Origin of the sequence: Schaalia canis (assembly GCF_003858455.1) — a bacterium.
In the GTDB taxonomy this organism is placed as follows: domain Bacteria; phylum Actinomycetota; class Actinomycetes; order Actinomycetales; family Actinomycetaceae; genus Pauljensenia; species Pauljensenia canis.
The window spans coordinates 290,280-312,951 of record NZ_RQZF01000001.1 but is presented as its reverse complement, the minus strand read 5'-3'; the positions used below and the strand labels follow the sequence as shown (position 1 = coordinate 312,951).

Genomic DNA, 22,672 nt, shown 5'->3' with positions numbered 1-22,672 from the left:
CATTCTGTGCTGTGAACCAGTAATCACCTGATAGCTTTGATGGGAAAGTTTGATAATCCCCCATTCTGGTGGGGTGGAGAGGAGCCCTTTGTGGCACTACCTACAGTGACCTATGATCGCATGAGAGCCCTGCTCGATGAGGAAGAACTCAACTACGGCGTGCAGGAATCAGGCGAGCTGACCTTTGGTTTTACACCCCTCATGGTCTGGATCAATATTGACGACCGTACTCTTCGCACCACAGGCGTTTGGCGTGGATCCAGCACCACGGAAGAAGATGGCGCGACGATCCGAGCCTTCTGTCACAAGGTCAATTCCAGTCAGAACTTCCCCAAGTCTTACCCTCAGGGAGACGGTAGTGAGGATGCCCCCTACATCTTCGTGATGGAACACTCTGTTCCTCTGACCCAGGGGCTGAACGATGAGCAGCTCAAGGATTACTTCAACGCCACCATGGGAATGTTCTTCGGGACGATTGAAGATCTCGAAAAGGAACTGCCCCACCTGGTGACATGGTCGGAAGAGGAGTGACACATTATGTGGTTTAGGAAGAAAGCAGACGCTGCTGAAGTGACGATGCCCGTTACTCTTGATCGCCTTGAGGAGGCGATGAAGCGTAAGGAATGGTCGTATGAGCGTCACGAAAACTACCTCAGCTCCATCTTCGAGAGTTTCGGAACAGTCATCGAACTAGGCTCAGAGAACCGTTTCTTCAGCGTGTATGTCTGGTCCTCGGCCTACTACGACGATGGCAGTCGCTTCGATGAGGCATTGGCATGGGCTGAACAGTGGAATGAAAACACCATCTTTGGTACTGCCCGCCCCTACGTTGACGACGATGGGGATCTGATGATGCGTGTTGACACCTCAATGCTGACGCTGTCAGGTCTGAGTGACGAGCAGCTTGATGAATTCTTGGATATCGCAATCGCATGCGGAGTCCAGGCTGTTGACGCCTACGTCAAGGACCTCGGTATTGAGGAAAAGCGTCGTTCAGAAAGCGACGACTGAAAGCCTCGAGAGTGAGGAAGCTGCGAATCCCTCGCCTCCGTTACAGGATCTGACAAAGTGGAGGGGCATAGCCAGAGCTTTTCCTGGCTGTGCCCCTCCCTTAGTGGGAAGTACTGCGTATCGCTTCTGGACTAGGCAGTGTGTTGGCCAGCGAGAACCCACGACTAGGTGTTGCTCGCCTCCCCATGCTCAGGCAGGATCATTCTCAAAAGACACCCGGTAAAGACAAAAATACGAGAGTAAAAACACGGCATGACACAGAACGAGAACTTTCAGGTTGACCTTGGCGGCGTTGTTGAGATTCTCTCTCGCAACCTCTATTCAGGGCCTCGAGTCTTTGTCCGAGAACTCCTCCAAAACGGCCTGGATGCCATCACTGCTCGTCACGAGATTGATCCAGAAGCCCCCTCACATATCCGTTTCATCACCACCGGGAATCAGCTTCGTATTACTGACTCCGGTGTAGGGCTGACGCTCGACGAGGCACGCAACCTTTTGGCTACCATTGGGGCATCATCAAAGCGCGATGAACTTGGCCTTGCCCGTTCTGACTACCTGGGCCAATTCGGAATCGGCCTGCTGTCGTGCTTCATGGTGTCACCCACGATTCTCGTCTACTCTCGCTCAGCTCGTCACCCAGGATCTGCTGTTGTCCGCTGGGTCGGACGAGAGAACGGCACATGGAGTGTTAGCGTTGCTGACCCTTCAGAAATCCCCACAGAACTGGGCGATGCAGGCACTACCGTTGTTCTCGATGCCCTTCCCGGTGAACGACTCTTCGAGTATGGCGTGCTACGGGAGTTGATCCGCTACTACGGCCAGTACTTGCCGGTGAATGTCACCATCGAGCGAGCTGACTCGCAGGAGCCAGGCGAGCCCCTGACCCTGCCCGCAGCCCCGTGGGAAATGACCCACATGCAGCGTGATCGTTGGTGTGCGGAAAACTTTGGCTTCATGCCCTTTGAGTCCTTCGAGGTTGAGGTTCCCACCTCCGGTGTCAAAGGCGTCGCCTATGTGTTGGCAAATGGCGCTTCCCCCGGCCAAAGCCTGCGCCATCATGTTTACCTACGTCGTATGTTGCTTACCCAGAAGGCCACGGACTTCCTTCCCGACTGGGCTTACTTCGTGAGAGTCGTTGTCGATACCGAACACCTCAAGCCCACAGCATCGCGTGAGCAGCTCTTCGACGACGAGCTCCTTGAACATACCCGCCAGTACCTTGGCGATCAGATCCGCCAATGGTTGACACGACTAGCGCACGAGTCGCCTCGTCGTTTCCGTGAATTCACCGCACTTCATGTCAACGGCCTCAAGGCTCTGGCGATTACTGACGGCCCGACGCGTGAACTCGTTGCCTCGACTCTGTACTACGAGACATCAATGGGCGTTATGACGCTCGATGAGGTGATGAGTCAACACGGGGCGATCCGCTTCACCCGCACTGACAACGAATTCCGCACTCTTGAGCCGGTGGCGGCCGCTAATGGTCTGTGCATCCTCAACGCTGGCTTCGCCTTCGATGAGGAGCTGCTCGGTCAACTGGCATTGGATCGGCCTGAAGCACGCATTAGCGAACTTGACCCGATGGAGGTTCTGGGAGCCCTCGAACCCCTCGACATTGCTGAAGAGGCCGCCCTTCTACCTTTGATCGACGCTGCGGAAGGGGCACTGAAAGGCCAGGACGTCTCTGTCGAGGTACGCTCTTTCGAGCCGGCCACCATGCCCGTCCTCTTCCTGCCCGAGTCTGATCTGGCCGGGCGCCTTATCGAACAGCGCGAAGCGCGTAATGCCACCGGCGCCTTTGACGGGCTTTTGGAAGCCTTCGGAGCCGCCTCGGTGAAGAAGCCTCGAGAAACGAAAGCACGCCTCGTCTTCAATGCCAAAGCCACGGTGGTCAGCGAGCTTGCGCGATGCATCGACAACACCATTGTGATGGAGAGTGCCGTTCGCGGTTTCTATGTTCAGGCGCTCCTTGCCGGGCGCCACCCTATGAACACTCAGGTGCGCTCATGGAGTACCTCAGTATTCACCTCGTTGATTGCCCATTCTTTGCAATGGTCGCAGTCAGATCCAGGTATGCCTTCGGCGGGCTAAAACCCCACCACTTATTGATATGTGAAGTTGAGTGACAATGGCCGTCACAGTACATGAATGAAGGAGAAAGAGTGTCTGAAGGTCTTGACGATCTCGAAGATTTGATGTCCCGCGCTGACGCCACCCAGTGGGGCAAAGCCTGTTCCGCCCTGTGGGCGCAGGCCGCAACCTTGGCCGAAGAACAGGGAAACCTCGAAAAAGCTGTTGTCTGTTATGACGAGTTGGCCACCGCCTACATGATGGGCGGAGAGCTCACCCGCTGTATTGCGCCTTTCATGTGGCTCGAACGCATGTACAAGCAACGCCCAGATCTTTTTAATGACGATCTTGTGGAGTCTTTGGCAGCGGACTACAAATTTGCACTCTCAGCCGTGCGTTCCGTACCAACCGTTCCTTTTGAACAATGCATGTCACTGCTGGAAGAAACAGAGCGTTTCCACCGCAGCTTGGGAGATTCCCTGCATAGCTACAACATGCGGGCCTTCCAGATCTACCGTGACATGGGCATGATGGAGGAATCAGAGGCCGCTTATCAGCGTTGGTTGGCCGCCGAGTCCTCCCCACTGTCCGATTGCAGCCACTGCGATCCAGGCCACCGCGTCCGCTATCACGCTGAACGTAGCGAATGGGCCGAAGCATTGAGCGTTGGCGATGAGACGCTCAACTCCGACAAGCGCCACTGTGGTGCCCAGCCTGAAGCGCTGCTTACTGACCTTCTAGAAACGCTGTTGCGTAGCGGGCGTGATGACGAAGCGTGGGCTGCCCATATCCGAGGCTACCGCCGCTATCAGCAGGCTTCCCGCTACTTTGAATACCATGAGCAGCACCTGCGCTACCTCGCACTGTCTGGCCGTGCGGGTCGTCCTCAACGCCTCGAACGTGGTGTGAAGATCCTCCTGCGCCACATGCCGTGGTGGAAGGAAGCTGAAACACCTCAGGTGCTTATGGACACAGCTATCCAGGCCTTCGTTCTGCTCGATTCTTTCGAGTCCGATCATGATGATCGCGTTCTGCCCGTGACCCTGCCAGGCGACGAACTTCAGTGGACCACTCGCCCAACACTGGTGAACCCAACTTTGTCTCAGGCGCGCGACTGGATGCGTGATCTAGCGCTTGCTATGGCGGATGCCTTTGACGCGCGTCCAGGCCATCCTCACCCCGGTGTCATGAGGGCACGCGTGGAGCGCCTGATGGATCCTGAGCCCGTTGCGCCACTGACGCAAGAAGGAGTTGTCGAAGACGCCTCGGGCCTGGGCGATTACACCATGATGTCGACTTTCGCTGTTGCTGATGACACCACCCAGACCTCTGCTGTCGGTGCTACCGCTGGCCAGGTAGCACCGCATGGGGCTAACGATGAGGATGAGGATGAACCTCCCTTGGTTCCCCTGCCTCTGAACGGACCATGGCAGTCGATGGGCTTCATGGAGCTTCTTGAGGCTGCCGCCGAGTATGGCGACTATGTGCCGACGATCTATGTGGCAATGGCTCGCGAGCTCGCCTTCCGGGATCCTACGCTGATTGACCCTTCTTATCGTCCACAGGGCGAAGGTCGCTTGCAACAGTACTGGGATGCCACCGTTGAGTACGTTAACGTTGTCAAACAGATAGATGAGGAGTTCCCAGACTATCCGCGAGTTTGTGATGACCGTGCCTACCAGCTTGTGCAGGAATCAGATCACCTGCTGGATCAGAGGAAGTACATGGAGGCGGCTCAACTTGCTGACGAGGCTATGCGCACCCCGTCGGTGGAGCCTATCGGTGTCCGTTTGGAAGCCCTGACTAATCTTTCGATGGCGGCTATAGCTTCTGGCTACCTCGCGGAGAGTGTTGACAGTCTGCGCGAACTCATCAACCTCAATGCGCTTCTTGGTCTCAGGGTTGACCAGGCCGGAGTGTCCATTCTTTTGACGAACACTCTGCATAAGCTCCGGCGCTATACCGAAGCAACGGAGGTCGCTCAAAGTGGACTGGATATTTTTGAGCACTACCCGCACCTGTACGGCCCCGCAGTGGAACTCAACCGTTTGGCTGCCCTGGCTCACGCGCAGTTCAGTAAAGATGCGGCAGCAAACCGTCATTTCGCTGCGGGAATGATCCTCGAACGCCAGGAGATCTGGCGCGGTGCAGCGGGTGCCTATGGTGAAGCTGCAGATGGCTACGCTGAAGGTCACGAGTACTCTCAAGCAATCGTTGCTCGAGACCTTGCGTTGAAGGCGAGCCGCCGTTACTTCGCCGAATGTGACGAGGCCTTAGCCGCCTACCGAGCCACGCATCTGGGTGATGAGACGCTGGCTGAACCAGAGAATGAAGGCGACGCTGAGAGTGTAGGCGGAGCAGATAGAGAGAAGAACTCTGCTGAAGAAGAACTAGTTGACAACTACAAGTACGCCATTGAGCAGTTGCTGTCCTGCCTTTTGGATTACGCGCATATCCTCGTGTGGCAGCCGGGCAATATTTCCGATGAGGATTTTTCCCACATGGAAGAACTCATGAACGAGTTACGCTCCTTCGTCACCAATCCGACATTCGACGAGTACATGCCCAAGACCGTCGCATGGCGTGACGCGGACTGGCATCGTCGCATGAGTACCATGATGGCCAATGCGTACCGCAGGACCTTGGCTGTGGATTACATGCTGGCAAGTATTCAGGCATTTAAAGATCTGGGTGATACTCGTGCTCAAGGACGATCCCTGCAGCGTCTTGCCGCTCTCTACGATCATCTTGAGCAGCCGGAGAACGCGCGCGAAGCAGCGCAGGCAGTTATCGACCTCTTCGCAGACCCCTCCTATAGGGGTGAGGAAGCCTTGCGTGATGCCCGCAAGCTTCTGCGAGAGCTTGATAAGGCGGATGAAAACTAGCAAGGTTTTGTGCCCACTGGAGGAGGAATCTAAACGAGCGTTCTCGCTCGTCACGCCCTTCGCTCGACTCTTACAGGCACGCGCCTATGGAGGACATGATGCATGATCGCTCTCGCGAGTTGAAAGAATTGATGAACCGCGCGTGGATGATGCCCGCGGGAAAGAGCCGTGCAGCCCTGTGGGCGCAGGCGGCGACACTCGCTGAAGAGGAGGGGAGCCTCGGGCTGGCTGTTGACGCTTACACCGAGCTGTGTTCCTCCTATCAAAGTGCGGGCGAGATCACCCGAGTTATTGCTCCCTTCATGTGGCTGGATCGAATGCGCCGAGAGCGCCCAGATCTATTCACAGAAACCCACATTCATCGTTTCGGGTGGTTCTACAAATTTGTGCTCATTGCTGTGGCGCATGTACCAACGGTGCCGGTGTCCCAATGGGAGTCCATCCTTGAACAGATGCACGAGCACTACTCAGGCGTAGGTGATTCGATGCGCGCCTACTACTACCGCCTGTACCAACTCCACACTGCCATGGGGGAAGAAGAAGCTGCCGCCCGCGCTTTTGACTTGTGGATCAACGCTGAACATTCAGACCTGACCGATTGTCAAGGGTGTGCGCCAGGACAAATAGTGGGTCACTACAGTGACAAAGGCCTGTGGCAAGAGGCAGTTCAGGCCGGTGAGGAAGGCTTGGCGGGGGAGGGGCGTCTTTGTAGCTCCCAACCGGAGGCGCTGCTCAGCGAGATGTTGGAGCCCTGGCTCAGATGCGGTGATGATGCTCAGGCATGGCCAGCACATGTGCGTTCGTACAGGAAACACCAGGCCAGTGCGCGTTACTTTAACTATCTGCACTACCACCTGAGGTACCTGACCCTTTCCGCGCAGGCCGGTAGACCGCAGCGCCTTGAGCGGGCACTGCGGATACTCTGTCGGCATCTACCATGGATGATCGAGGCTTCGACTCCAAGCGCAGTGCGCGATTTTGCTGCGGCGGCGGCACTGGTTTGTGATGCTGTTCCAGAGCAGAAGCATGAGCGGGTTTTGCCAGTGACCCTACCCGGCAAACACCTGAAATGGGTTGAGGCGGAAGAACTCACTGACCCGACGATTGCCGAAACTGCTCAATGGATGCGCCACCTTGCCACAAAGATTGCCGCTCAGTTCGATGCTCGACCCGGTAATCGAGCTCCAGGCAGGGAACATCAACGCCTCGAACGCGCCTTCCATCCTCAGCCGCTCGCCGCTCTTCCAGATAACGGACCCATTCAGGACGTCACCGGCCTGGGGGACTATCAGTCCAGCCTGACATTCCTCCTTGACGAGGAGAACAGCAAAGACCGGCAAGCCCCCGTTGCGTCCGAGCCGCACTCTGTCGCAACTTCGGACAGTGACGGCAACTCTTCTCATTCCTTTGTTCCCCTGCCTCTTCACGGCGCGTGGGAGACAATGAGTTTCCACGACCTCCTTCGTGAGTGCGCCAATGCTGGTGTGGGTGTCCCGACGATATGGGCTTATACAGCGCTTGAACGCATGTGGTCGGATCCGCGCTATGCAGATCTCACAATGGAGAATGACCTCCCAGAAGACGTGGTAGTTGCCTGGCGCTGGCTCCGCTATCTGGCGGGTGAGGCTTTTGTGCCGGGATACACCATCGCTCTGCATGCAATGGAGACCACTGATCCCGCATTCAGCCAACTCGACGCCGCTCAGGTGGCAATGGCGGCCGATGACTGTGAGCGGGCCATATCCTGTGTTCACGAGGCATTCTCCACTCCCAGTATTGAGCCTCTAGGCTTACGCCTGCGTGGATTGCGAGTGTGGGCCGATGCGCTCCGCTATCAAGGTGCCGACGACGAGGCCATTGCGCTCAACCGAGAAAGGGCTAATCTTGCTGCCCTGGTTGGTCTGCCAGGAGAAATGGCGCAAGCCGCATCTGACCTCAGTGCCCTCCTTCTGCGGCGAGGTGATGTTTACTACGCTGCTGAAGTTGCTCAAAACGGGCTTGACGCTGTGGAGCGTCACGCGTATCTGGACGGCGTCACCTCGATGCTGCACTTTTACAGTGCGCGGGCTCACGCCCTTATCGGTCAAGACGAAATTGCAGCCCGGCACTACCTGCACACTGCTGAACGGTATTCACGTCACGGCCATGAGGTGAATGCAGCGAATCTTATGCATGATGCCGCCATGTGTTTCCTTAATGTTGATAATTTTGCGCAGGCTTTCGATGTCCTCTCCCAAGCATGTGAAATTGCCCGCCACTCATATGTCACGGATGCGGAGCACTATCACGCAGCAACAGAAGAAGAGGAACGCCAAGCTTGTGCATCCAAGGCAACCAGAAGCGCATCTTCTTTAGCGCGATGCCTGCATGCTTTGGCGAAAGGCATAAGCTGGCAGCCGGATCCGATTTCTCATGACGATCACGAGCGTGCCGAAACCCTGATGAATGAGCTGCGAACTCTGACCCTTTCAGAGGATTATCTGCGTTTTACCTCGCTTGACCCTCAGCTCCAAGATGCGCACTGGCATTCCCAGATGGCTGAAATCCATGCCAACTGTGCCCGGATAAGCCTGGCAAAGACCTTTATCAACGACGCAATGAGCCGCTTCATAGAACTGGGTGATGCTCATGGGCGGGCAACCGCGCTGGTGATTCGGGCAAATCTGCTTGTCAAGGACGGCGAACCTCGGGAAGCACTCTCGGATGCTCAAGAAGCGCTTAAGTTACTGGCTGATGTTCCCAGGGAAGAGTCCGCAGCAAAATCACGCGCGGAAGAACTGATACGCATCTTGGGCAATGCCACACCAGAGTAGACCGTGTTGCTTGCCGCATGTCATAGCTGCGACTCCAAAGAGAAACGCGCCAAGATCGAAAACCTTTGTCAGCTTGGCGCGCGCTCAGTGCGGCGACACACTCTGAACATTTCGACACGATCGTCCCACGTTTGTGCGATGGTGAGCATTGGAGTCGCCAGAGTTCTAAAGTGGGAACGGGAATCTATATACCCTCATTAAGGAGATTTCATGGGGTTCTACCGTGCGTTGAAGCTGGGAGCAGGACCTTTGGTCAAAGGCATGTACAAGCCATGGATCGAAGGTGCCGAAAACATCCCCGCTGAAGGTCCAGCCATCTTGGCTTCCAACCATAACGCGGTATGGGATTCTGTCTTCCTCCCCCTCATGCTCGACCGTGAAGTCGTATTCATGGGGAAAGCCGACTACTTCACAGGTACCGGCGTTAAAGGATGGGCAACTAAGACTTTTATGAGCGCCGTTGGCACCATCCCTGTCGACCGTGCCGGTGGACGCGCCTCGGAAGCTGCACTTAAAGCTGGTCTGGATCGCCTCGCACAGGGGGAGCTTTTCGGCATCTACCCCGAAGGCACCCGCAGCCCCGACGGACGTTTACATCGTGGCAAAACAGGGGTTGCCCGCTTAGCTCTTCTCTCCGGCGCTCCGGTCATTCCGGTGGCCATGATCGGGATGCATGATGCTCAGCCCATTGGCCAAAAGATTCCGAGCCGCACCGACATTGGCATGATTATCGGAAAGCCGCTGGATTTTAGCCGCTACAAAGGCATGGCACACGATCGCTACGTTCTGCGCGCCATCACCGATGAGATCATGTACAACCTCATGAAGCTCTCGGGACAGGAATACGTCGACCGCTATGCTGCGGATGTCAAGGCTGAACTTGCGGCTAGCGGCGAATTCGACGGCCCAGTTCCCAACAGTGCTCAGAATTCTGCCTCCCCGCAAGCTGGCCCGGCTTCCCCACAAGTTGGCCCCGCTGGTCGCCTTGTTGATGCTGATAACGACGCAGATGCTTCTGAGGAAACTCCAGAAACATAACCTCTTTCCCCTTCAGCTCTGATGTCTGACGGGGAGGACAGGACAAGGGTCCATCCCGTAGGCGTCAGTGAAGGGTAAACTAGTAACGCTCGTGAGCGGATGCGCCCGCGTCCGCTATGACTTCACTGAAAGGTGTGTGACCATGTCGGTCCGTCGCGTTGCCCTGCTCACCGCTGGTGGTTTCGCCCCCTGTCTGTCCTCCGCTGTTGGCGGTCTTATCGAACGCTACAACGAGATTGACCCCTCCATCGAGATCATCGCCTACCAGCATGGCTACCATGGCCTGCTCACCGGTAACTACGTCCTCATTGACGAAGAAGCCCGCAAGCATGCCCATATTCTCCACCGTTTCGGCGGCTCACCCATCGGCAACTCCCGCGTCAAGCTTACTAACGCGAAGAACCTCGTTGAGCGCGGACTGGTCGAAGAGGGTGAAAACCCCCTTGAAAAGGCTGCTGAACAGCTTCGCAAGGACGGTGTTGACGTCCTGCACACCATCGGTGGCGACGACACCAACACCACCGCAGCCGATCTGGCCGCCTACCTTGAAGAGCACAACTACCACCTGACCGTCGTGGGCCTGCCCAAGACCATCGACAACGACGTGGTGCCAATCCGCCAGTCCCTGGGCGCATGGACCGCTGCCGAAGAGGTATCCGAGTACTCCCAGAACATCATTGGCGAGCACCGTTCCAACCCCCGTATGCTCATCGTCCACGAGGTCATGGGCCGCCACTGCGGTTGGCTGACCGCCGCAGGCGCCCTTGAGTACCACAAGTGGCTTGATACCCAGGAATGGGTGCCCTCCATTGGTCTGTCCAAGGAGCGTTGGGACGTTCACGCTGTGTTCCTGCCTGAGATGGCCCTTGATATTGATGCTGAAGCTCAGCGTCTGCGCGGCGTGATGGATGAGCTCGGCAACGTCAACATCTTCTTGTCCGAGGGTGCTGGTGTTCCCGAAATCATCGCTGAAATGGAAGCTGCTGGCATCGAGGTTCAGCGCGACCCCTTCGGCCACGTCAAGCTCGACACCATCAACCCAGGCCAGTGGTTCGCCAAGCAATTCGCTGAGAAGATTGGCGCCGAGAAGGTCATGGTTCAAAAGTCGGGCTACTTCTCTCGTTCCTCGCGTGCGAACGCTGATGACCTCCGTCTGATCAAGTCCATGACTGACCTTGCTGTCGAGTGCGCTCTGCGCGGTGAAGCTGGCGTCATCGGTCATGACGAGGAAAACGGCGACCGCTTGTGCGCTATTCCCTTCCCCCGTATCGCCGGTGGTAAGCCCTTCGACATTACCCAGCAGTGGTTCGTCGATCTCATGGGTGAAATCGGCCAGAGTGTTGCACCGGCTGAGGCAAGTGCGCACTGATTTGCCGTGGCGTGAAGGGCGCAGTGGGGCCGTTGGTGGCCCCCTGCGCCCTTCGGCGCCTGAAAGTTACGAGACGGTTGAAGGGGGTCTTGCCCCCTGGGACACATGGCGCTCTCATGAGGCCCTGCAACAGCCTAACTACCCTGATGAGTCTGCTCTCAAGGACGTGACGGCACTACTGCGTCAGCAGCCGCCGCTTGTCTTTGCTGGCGAAGTTGATGACCTCCGGGCAGAACTTGCTGCCGCAGGTCGGGGAGAAGCTTTTGTTCTGACTGGTGGAGACTGTGCGGAGACCTTCCGTGAGGCCACCGCCGATCACCTAAGACGTAAAATCCAGACCCTCCTGCAGATGGCTGTGGTCCTCACCTACGGTGCTTCCATGCCCGTGGTGAAGATCGGCCGCATTGCTGGCCAATATGCCAAGCCTCGTTCGGCAGATATGGAAACGCGCGATGGCGTGACCCTGCCGTCCTATCGTGGAGATGCCGTGAACTCGGTTGAATTCACGAAGGAGGCACGAATCCCTGATCCTCAGCGTCTGGTGGATACCTACCACCATGCAGCGTCAACGCTGAATCTTATTCGTGCCTTCACCAAGGGCGGCTATGCTGACCTGCGCCTTGTCCACCACTGGAATCGTGGTTTCACTGCGAATCCTGCCTATGCGCGCTATGAGTCACTGGCAGCAGAAATTCACCGTGCTGTGAAGTTTATGGAGGCAGCGGGAGCTGATTTTGACTCCTTGCGTTCGGTTGATCTGTACTCTTCACACGAGGCGTTGCTCCTTGAGTATGAGTCAGCAATGACACGCATTGACTCTCGATCAGGCCAGGCCTATAACACCTCAGGTCATTTCCTGTGGGTGGGGGAACGGACGCGTAATCTTGACGGTGCTCACATTGAGCTTCTATCGAGTGTGCGAAATCCTGTCGGCGTTAAGCTCGGTCCTACTACCTCCGTCAATGAGATGCTGTCGTTGATGGATCGCCTGAATCCTCAGGGGGAGGAGGGTCGCCTTACCTTTATCACCCGGATGGGGGCTGAGAGGATTCGCGAGGTTCTACCACCTCTTCTTGAGGCGGCTAAAGCCGATGGGCGCCCTGTCACGTGGACGACTGACCCCATGCATGGCAACACGATTACCTCATCGACCGGATACAAGACCCGTCGCTTTGAGACAATCATGGATGAAGTCCGGGGCTTTTTTGACGCGCACTACAGCGTGGGGACAGTGCCCGGCGGCATCCATGTGGAACTCACAGGCGATGATGTGACCGAGGTTATTGGCGGCGCTGAAGAGCTAGACGACGATTCTCTTCGTCAACGATACGAAACTGTGGTCGATCCTCGACTCAACCACCAGCAGTCCTTGGAAATGGCTTTCCAGGTCGCTGAACTCTTGCGCTAAGCATTATGCCCCTGGCGTGACGATACAAAAACTCCCTGGTGGGCACTGCGCTGCTCCGCCAGGGAGTTTTCTTTCTCTACGGTGCCTCGGGGGCCCTGAAGCTCGGCAGGGGAGTAGCAGGTTCTGAAAGCATCGGAAAGCCCAGCCTCTCAGAATACGATGAGAACGATGGTGGACCCCTTAGGGACCGAAGCCCCACTGGCTGGATCGGTTGAGTGTGCGGTGCGGAAGACGCCGCCGAGTTGGCGGCGAACGTCAACGGCGAAACCAGCGTCCTTGAGGATCTGGACGGCCTCTGATTCACTCTTGCCAGACACGTTAGGAACCTGCACCATTTCAGGGCCCAAAGAGATTGTGACGATCACAGTATCGCCGCGGTAGAGCTGTGTTTGAGCTGCAGGTTCTTGTGAGATCACACGTCCCTTTTCTACCGAATCGGAGTGGGCTTCTCGCACCTCAACGGTCAAGGCAAGCTCATCAAGGGCAGCTTTTGCTTCATCAAGCGTACGGTTTGCCAAGTCAGGAGTGGCGCGGGGTTCGCGCCCCTTTGACAGCACGAGATTCACCGCTGATCCGACTTTCAGCTTTGTCTCAGGCGCTTCAGATTGGGAGATCACTGCTTGTGCTGGCACTTCCTCTGACCAATCCTCCTGCTGTTCGCCCACTGTCAAACCTGCTTCTTCCAGGGCAGCGCGAGCTTCTTCGAGAGGTTTATTCACCACATTGGGGACAAGACGCAGATCCGGCCCTTTTGAAATGACAAGAGTGACCGTGGCGTACTTGTGCACTGAGGACGCAGAAGCAGGAAGGGAGGATATAACAACGCCGGGGACGACATCATCGGAGAAGGCTTCCTCTTCTTTGATCTGTACTCCCAAAGCTTCCAGATCGGTGCGTACATCAGTGGCTGCACGGCCGTCTGTGACAGGAAGAGCAAGGTAGGAACCGGGTCCGTATTCGCTCCACCACCACCATCCGCCGCCAGCGGAAATGAGGGAGAAAATGAGGGCGATCACCAGGATAAGACGTGTCCGGCGTTTCTTTACGGCCACTGTTGGTGCTCCGTCAGCGGACGTTGAAGAGTCCGTGACTGACAGGGCCGTCGATGGAGTCTCTGAAGGCCGCTCAGCGTTGGTGGGTGCCTGAGTAAGTGGCTTTAATGACGGTGCGGCTGGCGAGGGCGATGCGGAGGGGGCGCTAATAGCGGGAAGAAGGGCCGTCTGCGTGGGAGGGGAAAGGACGGCAGTGTGGTCAGAGTCTTGCGGTCGCAATGCGGTGGCAGTCACTGCAGCCCGCTGATGCCGCAGCTCGGCGGGGATGGAATCGTTGACACGACCGAGCATATCGAGGGCATCGTCAGCTGAAGAGAGGCGTTCTGCTGGATCGCGTGCGCACAGTGCTGCGACAAAATCATCAATCTCGCGAGGAATCCACGGTTCTTCATCCGAGGGGGCTGGAACATCGTCATGGACGTGGGAATAGGCAATATGAAGAGCGTTATCTCCATGCCAGGGGACAACACCCGTGAGCATCTCGTAGAGCATGATTCCCACGGAGTAAAGATCCGTGCGCTCATCAGTCGAGCCTTTTGTCGCGACTTCGGGTGCCATGTAGGTTACGGTTCCGAGCATATTTCCGGTGACCGACATGGTGGCCTCAGAGACGGCTCGTGCTAAACCGAAGTCCGTCACTCTGGCGGGTCCTTCAGCGGGAACAAGGACGTTTTCGGGTTTAATGTCGCGGTGAATCACCCCGATGCGGTGAGCTGCTCGCAAAGCGTGAAGGATGTTCTCGCAATAGTCAAGTGATTGGGCGAGGGTAAATGACCCTTCCTGTCGAAGAAGCTCACGAATGGTGGGGCCTTCAATAAGCTCCATCACGAGGTAGGGACGATTGTCGACGCTGCCCTGGTCAGAGACAGAGACCACCCCGGGGTGAGTAATTCGCGCCGCAGAGCGAGCCTCGCGGCTGAAACGCTGAAGAAACAGGGGATCTTCGGCCAGATGCTGATGCATGACTTTGAGTGCAACAGGACGGTCCAGTCGCATATCGTGAGCAACATAGACGGAGGCCATACCTCCCCGCGCGAGGCGCTGGCTGATCTGGTAGCGATCATCCACGACGATGCCCAGCAAAGCGTCGGTGGGCGCAGGCGATGGAACGGGAGGCTCAGTGGCGCCGTTGAAGGAGGCACCGTCGATGGAGGCGCCATCCGAAGATGCGGCGCCTAAAGATGTACGAGGGTGCATGTCACTCACGCACTGGATTTTACTTGACGTCGTCACGGCTGGCCCTCAATAGTGGCGGCGTGGTGATGTGCTTTGCCCCTATTTCAGGCCCTACTCTTGGACATATGAGTGAAACACCGCGCCTTTTGAGCTTTGTTGATGCCGCAGAATTACTGGGACTTCCTCCCCACCGGATCAAGCAACTATTGCGTGAGCATCAACTTTTTGCTGTTTCGACACCTGAGGGAAAGCCCGCAATCCCGGCGGAGACACTTGTGAACGTTGATGGGCACTGGATTCCATTGGAAAACCTCCAGGGCACATTGACTGTTCTTGCTGACTGTGGTTTCTCCGCTGAAGAAGTTGCTGCGTGGATGTACACCTATGAAGAAGAGCTGGAAGAAACACCAATGGAAGCTCTGTTGCGTGGGCGTCATCACCGTGTGAACAACATTGCGCGCATGCTTGCTCTTTAAGCGCAGGGGGCACTTTTCACCTGCCTTCCTGTGAGTTGAAAAGCTCACTTGCATGGGTGGGCGAGCAGTCTGCCACTTGTTTGTCCAGTCACTGCACGCACCGGTAGCGCGAAGTCGGCTATGGGTGTGCCTCAGGCATGGCGGCGTGTCAGCAGTTCACCCAATGCGTCGAGCAATTCGATGGATGCAGGTGAGAGCTCGGAACTAGGTACTGCTGCCGCGCCCTTGTCCACCAGTTCGTCAATGAATGACTCGTGTGCGCTTCGGCCTCGTGAACTCACGATTTCACGCACTGTATCCACCAGTTCGACGCGACGTTTGCGGGAGGAATTAAATGCTTCGCTGAGCACGTGACGCTCTGTGGGGGAGCTATTGGACCAGGTGAAGGCCATCAGGGCTGTGCGTTTTCCCTCAAGAAGATCATCGCCTGCTGGCTTTCCGGTGACCTCGGGATCGCCGAAGAGGCCAAGATCGTCGTCACGAAGTTGGAAGGCTGTGCCCCACGGTAGCAAAGTTGCTTCAAGGGCAGTGGTGAGTTCCAAGCCCGCTCCGACAGCCAGCGCCCCTAAGATCACGGGGTGAACAACGGAATAACGCGCGGACTTCAGTCGAACCACTTCGAGGATATCGGCCAGGAGAAAAGCGTCATCATCATCGGCGGTGATGGGGTGCTGTTCGGCAAGAACGTCCAGGTATTGCCCGATAGCCACCTCCGTGTGCATGAGGGTGTAACGCTCCATCACCACTGCTGCCCGTGGCGATGGCAAGGTTGAGGTGAAACGGACCATTGCAGCCTCGGCCGCAGAGAAGAGTAGATCGCCAAGAAGAATGGCTGAGGCCCGACCAAAATCATGCGAATCTCCCAGCCATGCCTGCCTCTCATGCATGTAAGAGAAAGAGACATGCGGCGTAGGGGCTCCGCGACGCGTGTCTGCATGGTCGATGACGTCATCATGGACGAGCGCGCTGGCCTGATAGAGCTCCACTGCTGCTGCGAGGTCTTCGAATTGAATGTGACCTAATGCGTTTCCACTTGCCACTGCTGCGCCGATGTAGGTGCAGATTGCGCGAAAGCGTTTGCCTGATGCGCTCGCCTGAAAGGCTGCCTGCGTAAAAGGAGTGAGCGTAGCGTTGTTGAAACTTGCGGCGCAGGTTCGTTCGACAGCGGCTTGAGTTGCTCTGTCGATGGTTGCCCGAAGGGGTGGCAGAGTGGAAGCGAAGGAACTCATGACTCTAAGGGTAGTTGACGCTCAAGGTCTCACCGCTTGGATCAGCGCCGGTAAGGTCGTGAAACGCCTTTAGAATGGATGTTGAGCAGCGGTAAGGAGAGGGCACAATGTCGGTTGTTGTGAGTTATTACGGCAATATTGAGTCAGACGCGGCCCTCAGTGAGGCTATCGCGCAGGCGAGTGCACGGAATACTTCGCTACTTGTGGTACTCGATTCCAATTCCTCTGGCTCTCAGCAGCTCAATGCTGAAGGTGATCAGCCCCTCAGCCGTGATGAGGTTGAGGACCGCCTGTGGGATGCTCTTCGTGGCGTGGCATTGGATGTTGATGTGCGTCGCCCAACGGCGGGTGCATCAATGGCGGAGACCGTTTTACGGGTTGCTGAGAGGAGTTCTGCGCAGCTTATTGTCCTGGGTTTAAGGCCCGGAGGTTTCGCTGGAACCCACATCGGCCCGACAGCAGCGCAGATTCTTCTTGACGCGCCCTGTCCGGTGGTGACGACTACCACGCATTTGCGTCGGGATAAGTGATCGTTCGAGTCGGCATTAACCTTTTTACGGACTATACTTATCCGAGTTCTGTCAACACTGCCGCGTCGCGGATCGTGTTTTTCCTAGCGTGAGAAAGGGCTACCTGTGAGTGCATCTCGGGCCGCAAAAGACACGACTTCCACCGCATCTGGTGATGACGCAATGGCAGCTTCGGTTAAGAAAACACCGGCAAGGAAGGGCGCTGTGACAACGACGGCCGCGAAGAAGGCATCAGCAACAAAAGCCGCCGACGAGGCTGCATCTGACCCCAAGAAAACGGCCACGAAAGCCCCTTCCAAGCGACGCGCCGCGAACAAGTCTGAGGCGACGGTCGAAGACGCCAAGACTACTTCGGCAGGCAAGACTGCAAAGAAAGCGGCACCAAAGCGCGCTTCCGCATCCAAGAAGAGTGACAGCGCAGCAAGTGAAGCTGCTGTTGAGAAGCTTGAGGCGGCCTCCGCAGCGAAAAAGGCCCCTGCAAAGCGCCGCACTAAAGCCGTAAAGGAAGCATCTTCCTCATCCGATACGGATACCTCGACAACCAAAGCTCCGGCAAAGAAGGCAGCGACCGCGAAGAAGACTTCAGCGAAGAAATCCGCTGCGAAGTCGAGCGCACAAGAGGCTGAGGATAAGAAGCAGGCTTTACCATCGGATCTTGACCAGGATGTGGCTGACGTCAATGATGAGGACACTCACGACGAGGACATGCCTGACGATGTTGAGATCGACGATGAAGACATCGTGATCGACGATTCGGACGACGTCAACGACGGTGAGGATGAAGAAGAGTCTGACTCTGAGGAGGATTCTGAAGAGGCAGGATCCTCTGCGAATGCTCTGCGTGAGCGCACTTCTGAAGGTATCCAGGTCAAGGGATCATTCGTTGTTTCCGACTCTGACGATACCGACGAACCCGTTCAGCAGGTTACTGTTGCTGGCGCTACCGCTGACCCGGTGAAGGACTACCTCAAGCAGATCGGTAAGGTTTCGCTGCTGAATGCTGAGCAGGAAGTCGATCTGGCTCGCCGTATTGAAGCGGGTCTCTTCGCAGAATACAAGCTGAAGAATGAAGCGGATGCTCTGACAGCCAAGGAACGCCGCGAGTTGCACTTCATTGCGCAAGATGGGCAGAACGCGAAGAATCACTTGCTTGAAGCCAACCTGCGTCTTGTCGTCTCTTTGGCTAAGCGCTACACCGGCCGCGGTATGCAATTCCTTGACCTCATCCAAGAGGGCAACCTGGGTTTGATCCGAGCCGTCGAGAAGTTCGACTACACCAAGGGATACAAGTTCTCCACCTATGCAACCTGGTGGATCCGCCAGGCTATTACTCGCGCTATGGCCGATCAGGCTCGCACGATCCGCATTCCTGTTCACATGGTGGAAGTGATCAATAAGCTGGCTCGCGTTCAGCGACAAATGGTTCAGGACCTCGGCCGCGATCCCACACCGGAGGAGCTGGCAAAGGAACTCGACATGACCGCTGAGAAGGTTGTCGAGGTCCAAAAGTACGGCCGTGAGCCGATTTCGCTGCACACCCCGCTGGGTGAGGACGGCGACTCTGAGTTCGGGGACCTTATCGAGGACTCTGAAGCTGTTGTCCCCGCAGATGCCGTGTCATTCACGCTTTTGCAAGAGCAGCTTCATCGAGTACTTGACACTCTTTCCGAGCGTGAGGCAGGCGTTGTCGCCATGCGTTTTGGTTTGGGTGATGGGCAGCCGAAGACTCTTGACGAGATTGGAAAGGTTTACGGTGTCACCCGTGAACGTATCCGTCAGATTGAATCTAAGACAATGTCGAAGCTGCGTCACCCGTCGCGTTCCCAGGTGCTGCGCGACTACCTCGACTGATCTGACGTCACCTATGACAATGTGGGGCGAGAACCTGAAAGGTTCTCGCCCCACATTGTATGGCCGTTCAAGCCTGCGCATGTGTTTTCCTGTGAGCTGTCAACACAAAGCGGGTGCACGCAAATACTTGCGTGCACCCGCCGTGGTCGCAGTTGGAAGAGAAGTGTTTACTCCTCGTCCATTGGAGGCATGCCAAAACGCTCACGCAGCGCCTCGAAGAACTGCATCTGCGTGCCGACAGCGCAACGAACATGCTGGCGGAGCTGGGCTTTGGTCACACCGGGCTCATGGTCGATGTTAACCTCGGCGCACACGCGCATCATTCCTTGATCGTCAAAGACGGTGTAAGCCTTAGGCCAGAAGTGATCGCGGTGCCAATCCTCAATGAAGATCATGGCATCATCGTGATTTGCTTCGTCAATGGGAGTGCTCATGCGACCAACGATCTGGAGCATCTCCTTTTGCTGACCAAGAATAATGAAGTAGATGATGACGTCGCCCCAGCGGCCGCCAAGATCTCCATCGTCGTCAATGATGTAATGCCACTCTTCATCGTTGAAAATATCAACGATGCGTTCCTGGGTGAGGGGAAGTATCGGGTCTGAAGCTGTTGTTTCAGCGTTACGGGAGAACCATGCCATGATGTGTGTTCCTCTTCCTCTCTCACATATCCAGTTCTTCAGCCAGTGCTGCGTAGAATTGGGCAGAGGTACCCAGCGCGCAGGAGATCTGCTGGTATAGCTGCTCGCTGGTTGCGCCGTGTTCGTGGTCAATAGGGACCTCGGTGAACACGGAAATACGGCCGTCGTCATTGATACGGTGGTAGCACTTCGGCCACAGCTTGTCACGGTGCCAGCGGTTAATGAAATCACGGACGATTTCAAGCTTCTCTAGAGCAATCGTGTTGTGCCAGCGTCCCTGAATGTGGAGGATCTCAGATTCCTTACCCCGCAAGAGGAAGTAGAACTGGTTGTCATCCCAGGTACCACCCAGGTCACCTTCGTTGTCAATAAAGTAGTGCCATTTTTTTTCGTCAAAGAGCTGGGTCAAACGCTCTTGAGTAATCGCAGGAACAGACTGCTCCTGAGGCTCATTACGGGAGAAGAAACCCATGAATCTCACTTCCTCGTTGTTACGGTATCAACGCAGCTTCGCGCATCCACGCCAGTTTATCGAATGTCAGCGAAGTCGGAAGGCTGACGGTGGCACAACCTCACCGCGTAGGGGAATAGGTGCAGTGGAGAAGGTCAGTCCTCGGTCAGAAGATGACGTTCATCAAGAATCGTCACGGCTGTTTCACGCAGTGATTCCATATGGCGATTGGCGTGGTGAGCGCAAAAGAGGAGTTCCCCGGAGTTTAAGGTCACCTTCACCCATGCGCGGGCCCCGCATTGATCGCAGCGGTCAGCTGCAGTCAGGACCGGAGTAGCAGACTCCGTCTGTTCCATCCATGCTGTCGTCATCATGTCTCTATCCCATCACTGCCGAGATACTTTTTCCTGCCGTGTCCACCGATGTTCGCCAGGGGCCGAATCCGGCGTCCAATATCTGCGAGTAACGCCCAAAGGGGGAAGGTGAGAATGAGCGTATTTCCTTCCTGCAGGTGGTGCCTGACGTCAAAACCAGTGTGACATTCCTAGAATGTGGGGGTGACTCCTACAGCTTCATCCGATTACAACGCTCGGCACCTGTCGGTCCTTGAAGGACTTGAGGCGGTGCGCAAACGCCCCGGTATGTACATTGGCTCAACCGACCGGCGCGGTTTGATGCACTGCTTGTGGGAGATCATCGATAACGCTGTCGATGAGGCCCTTGAAGGCCACTGCGACACTATTGACGTGCACCTTCACAACGATCACTCGGCGTCTGTTGCTGACAACGGGCGAGGCGTTCCCGTTGATGAGGTTCCCGGAGTGGGCCTCTCAGGCGTGGAAGTCGTCTACACAAAATTGCACGCCGGCGGTAAGTTCGGCGGTGGTTCCTACGCGGCTTCTGGTGGCCTTCACGGTGTGGGCGCCTCGGTAGTGAACGCGCTCTCTGCCCGTATGGATGTCCAAGTGGATCGTGGGGGAATCACCCATCAAATGTGCTTCCGACGCGGCGAACCAGGCACTTTCGATGACACGCATCAACGCACTCCGAACTCACCTTTCACTCCCTTTGTGGATTCTTCAGCACTGATGAAGGTCGGGAAGGTCAAAAAGAATGTGACGGGTACTCGCGTCCGATTCTGGGCGGATTTCCAGATCTTCCCCTCAACGGAGGGCTTCGACTGGGAAGGCCTTCTCGCTCGCGCTCGCCAGACAGCCTTCCTCGTCCCAGGGCTAACAATTAATTGCTACGACGAACGCGGTGAAGAAACCGCCGCCGAATCCTTCCGTTTCGACGGGGGCGTGGTGGACTTCGCTGACTGGCTTGCCTCTGATGGCCCTGTTACCGACACCTGGCACATTACCGGCCAGGGCACCTACACCGAGACCGTCCAACAACTTGATCCTGATACAGGCCATCTTGCCGCTACCGAGGTGGAACGTACCTGCGAGGTGGACTGCGCTATCCGCTGGGGCATTGGCTACGATACCCACCTACAGTCCTTCGTCAATATTATTGCCACCCCCAAGGGCGGCACCCACGTCACAGGCTTTGAACAGGCCGTCCTGAAGGTACTGCGCACGCAGGTCGAGAAGAACGCTCGCAAACTCAAACTAGGCACGAAGGACGGTCGACTTGAAAAGGACGACGTCCTTGCCGGCTTGACCGCTGTTATCACCGTGCGTTTTCCTGAGCCACAGTTTGAAGGGCAGACAAAGGAAGTGCTTGGCACTCCTCAGGTGCGCGCTGTAGTCTCCCGCGTCATCAGCGAGTGGATCGACAAAAAATTCGCCTCTGCCAAACGTGACGACAAGCAGCAGACGCAGATGCTCTTGGAAAAAGTCGTCGGAGAGATGAAAGCGCGTATCTCAGCGCGCATGCACAAGGAGATCTCACGGCGTAAGAACGCACTTGAAACCTCATCCCTGCCAGCAAAACTAGCTGATTGCCGCAGTGAAGATGTCGCTGAAAGTGAACTGTTCATCGTTGAGGGTGATTCTGCCCTCGGCACAGCAAAATCCGCCCGCAACAGCCAGTATCAGGCGCTGTTCCCTATTCGCGGCAAGATCCTCAACGTCCAAAAAGCATCCACCGCGGACATGCTAGCTAACGCTGAATGTGCCAGCATCATCCAAGTCATCGGTGCGGGTTCTGGGCGTACCTTTGACCTTGAACAGGCCAGATACGGCAAGGTCATTCTGATGACCGACGCTGACGTTGATGGTGCCCACATCCGCACCCTGCTACTCACCCTTTTCTTCCGTTATATGCGCCCCCTTGTCGAAGCTGGCCGTGTCTACGCTGCGGTGCCCCCACTGCACCGCATTGAAGTCGCTGCACGCGGGCGAAAGCCTCGTGAACTGGTGTACACCTACTCTGAAGAAGAGCTACATCGCACCTTACGTTCACTGGAGAAGTCCGGTAGAACCTGGAAAGAGCCCATCCAACGCTACAAGGGCTTGGGTGAAATGGACGCCGATCAGTTGGCCGAAACGACGATGGACCGACAGCATCGTTCGCTCCGACGTATTACCTTGGCCGACGAAGACGCCATCCGTCAGGCTGAAGATGTCTTTGAGCTTCTGATGGGTAAGGTTGTCGATCCTCGGCGTGACTTCATCGTTGAAGGGGCAGCCAGTATTGATCGTGAACGCATCGATGCTTAAGCA

Annotated in this window: 17 protein-coding genes; 12 read left to right on the top strand and 5 right to left on the bottom strand. The window is 56.4% G+C overall.

Annotation, left to right across the window (positions count from 1 at the left end):
- The first annotated feature begins 90 nt into the window (after positions 1–90).
- From EII11_RS01300 to EII11_RS01265, 8 genes are all read left to right on the top strand, one after another.
- Positions 91–531: a YbjN domain-containing protein gene (locus EII11_RS01300; RefSeq protein ID WP_165867018.1), complete on the top strand. Its 441-nt coding sequence runs from the start codon at positions 91–93 to the stop codon at positions 529–531.
- A gap of 6 nt (positions 532–537) precedes the next feature.
- The gene (locus EII11_RS01295) at positions 538–1,011 is read left to right on the top strand and encodes a type III secretion system chaperone family protein (RefSeq protein WP_124867778.1); all 474 of its coding nucleotides are present in this window, start codon (positions 538–540) and stop codon (positions 1,009–1,011) included.
- Positions 1,012–1,263: 252 nt separating this feature from the next.
- Positions 1,264–3,105 (top strand): HSP90 family protein, encoded by a 1,842-nt coding sequence (locus tag EII11_RS01290; RefSeq protein WP_124867776.1) that lies wholly within the window; start codon positions 1,264–1,266, stop codon positions 3,103–3,105.
- Positions 3,106–3,176: 71 nt separating this feature from the next.
- Positions 3,177–5,969 (top strand): hypothetical protein, encoded by a 2,793-nt coding sequence (locus EII11_RS01285; protein WP_124867774.1) that lies wholly within the window; start codon positions 3,177–3,179, stop codon positions 5,967–5,969.
- A gap of 95 nt (positions 5,970–6,064) precedes the next feature.
- Positions 6,065–8,782 carry a hypothetical protein gene (locus tag EII11_RS01280; protein WP_124867772.1) on the top strand — a complete coding sequence of 906 codons (2,718 nt, stop codon included), beginning with the start codon at positions 6,065–6,067 and terminating at the stop codon, positions 8,780–8,782.
- 210 nt (positions 8,783–8,992) lie between these two features.
- Positions 8,993–9,820, top strand: a complete 828-nt coding sequence (locus tag EII11_RS01275; RefSeq protein WP_124867770.1) for a lysophospholipid acyltransferase family protein — start codon at positions 8,993–8,995, stop codon at positions 9,818–9,820.
- A 142-nt stretch (positions 9,821–9,962) separates the two neighbouring features.
- Complete coding sequence (locus EII11_RS01270; RefSeq protein WP_124867768.1) at positions 9,963–11,189, top strand: pyrophosphate--fructose-6-phosphate 1-phosphotransferase; 1,227 nt, start codon at positions 9,963–9,965, stop codon at positions 11,187–11,189.
- Between the two features lie 43 nt (positions 11,190–11,232).
- Positions 11,233–12,597 carry a class II 3-deoxy-7-phosphoheptulonate synthase gene (locus tag EII11_RS01265; RefSeq protein WP_240623024.1) on the top strand — a complete coding sequence of 455 codons (1,365 nt, stop codon included), beginning with the start codon at positions 11,233–11,235 and terminating at the stop codon, positions 12,595–12,597.
- A 149-nt stretch (positions 12,598–12,746) separates the two neighbouring features.
- Here EII11_RS01265 and pknB read toward each other — a convergent pair whose 3' ends face one another.
- Positions 12,747–14,846 carry a Stk1 family PASTA domain-containing Ser/Thr kinase gene (gene pknB, locus EII11_RS01260; RefSeq protein ID WP_124868278.1) on the bottom strand — a complete coding sequence of 700 codons (2,100 nt, stop codon included), beginning with the start codon at positions 14,844–14,846 and terminating at the stop codon, positions 12,747–12,749.
- A 104-nt stretch (positions 14,847–14,950) separates the two neighbouring features.
- Between pknB and EII11_RS01255 the strand changes: the two genes are divergently transcribed.
- The gene (locus tag EII11_RS01255) at positions 14,951–15,301 is read left to right on the top strand and encodes an Rv2175c family DNA-binding protein (RefSeq protein WP_124867764.1); all 351 of its coding nucleotides are present in this window, start codon (positions 14,951–14,953) and stop codon (positions 15,299–15,301) included.
- 131 nt (positions 15,302–15,432) lie between these two features.
- Here the strand turns inward: EII11_RS01255 and EII11_RS01250 are convergent, their stop codons facing one another.
- On the bottom strand, positions 15,433–16,530 hold the full coding sequence (locus EII11_RS01250; RefSeq protein WP_124867762.1) for a polyprenyl synthetase family protein: 1,098 nt from the start codon (positions 16,528–16,530) through the stop codon (positions 15,433–15,435).
- 107 nt (positions 16,531–16,637) lie between these two features.
- On the opposite strand from EII11_RS01250, the gene EII11_RS01245 reads away from it, so the two are divergent.
- Both EII11_RS01245 and EII11_RS01240 read left to right on the top strand, forming a co-directional pair.
- Positions 16,638–17,060 carry a universal stress protein gene (locus EII11_RS01245; RefSeq protein WP_124867760.1) on the top strand — a complete coding sequence of 141 codons (423 nt, stop codon included), beginning with the start codon at positions 16,638–16,640 and terminating at the stop codon, positions 17,058–17,060.
- A 105-nt stretch (positions 17,061–17,165) separates the two neighbouring features.
- Complete coding sequence (locus EII11_RS01240; protein ID WP_420820433.1) at positions 17,166–18,911, top strand: RNA polymerase sigma factor; 1,746 nt, start codon at positions 17,166–17,168, stop codon at positions 18,909–18,911.
- A 167-nt stretch (positions 18,912–19,078) separates the two neighbouring features.
- Here EII11_RS01240 and EII11_RS01235 read toward each other — a convergent pair whose 3' ends face one another.
- From EII11_RS01235 to EII11_RS01225, 3 genes are all read right to left on the bottom strand, one after another.
- Positions 19,079–19,552, bottom strand: a complete 474-nt coding sequence (locus EII11_RS01235) for a YbjN domain-containing protein (protein WP_124867758.1) — start codon at positions 19,550–19,552, stop codon at positions 19,079–19,081.
- 22 nt (positions 19,553–19,574) lie between these two features.
- Positions 19,575–20,024 carry a type III secretion system chaperone family protein gene (locus tag EII11_RS01230; protein ID WP_124867756.1) on the bottom strand — a complete coding sequence of 150 codons (450 nt, stop codon included), beginning with the start codon at positions 20,022–20,024 and terminating at the stop codon, positions 19,575–19,577.
- A 134-nt stretch (positions 20,025–20,158) separates the two neighbouring features.
- Positions 20,159–20,377 (bottom strand): DUF7455 domain-containing protein, encoded by a 219-nt coding sequence (locus EII11_RS01225; protein WP_338068016.1) that lies wholly within the window; start codon positions 20,375–20,377, stop codon positions 20,159–20,161.
- A gap of 177 nt (positions 20,378–20,554) precedes the next feature.
- Between EII11_RS01225 and EII11_RS01220 the strand changes: the two genes are divergently transcribed.
- A complete protein-coding gene (locus tag EII11_RS01220) occupies positions 20,555–22,669 on the top strand; it encodes a DNA gyrase/topoisomerase IV subunit B (RefSeq protein ID WP_420820432.1) in 2,115 nt (704 codons plus the stop codon).
- Positions 22,670–22,672 lie beyond the last annotated feature (3 nt).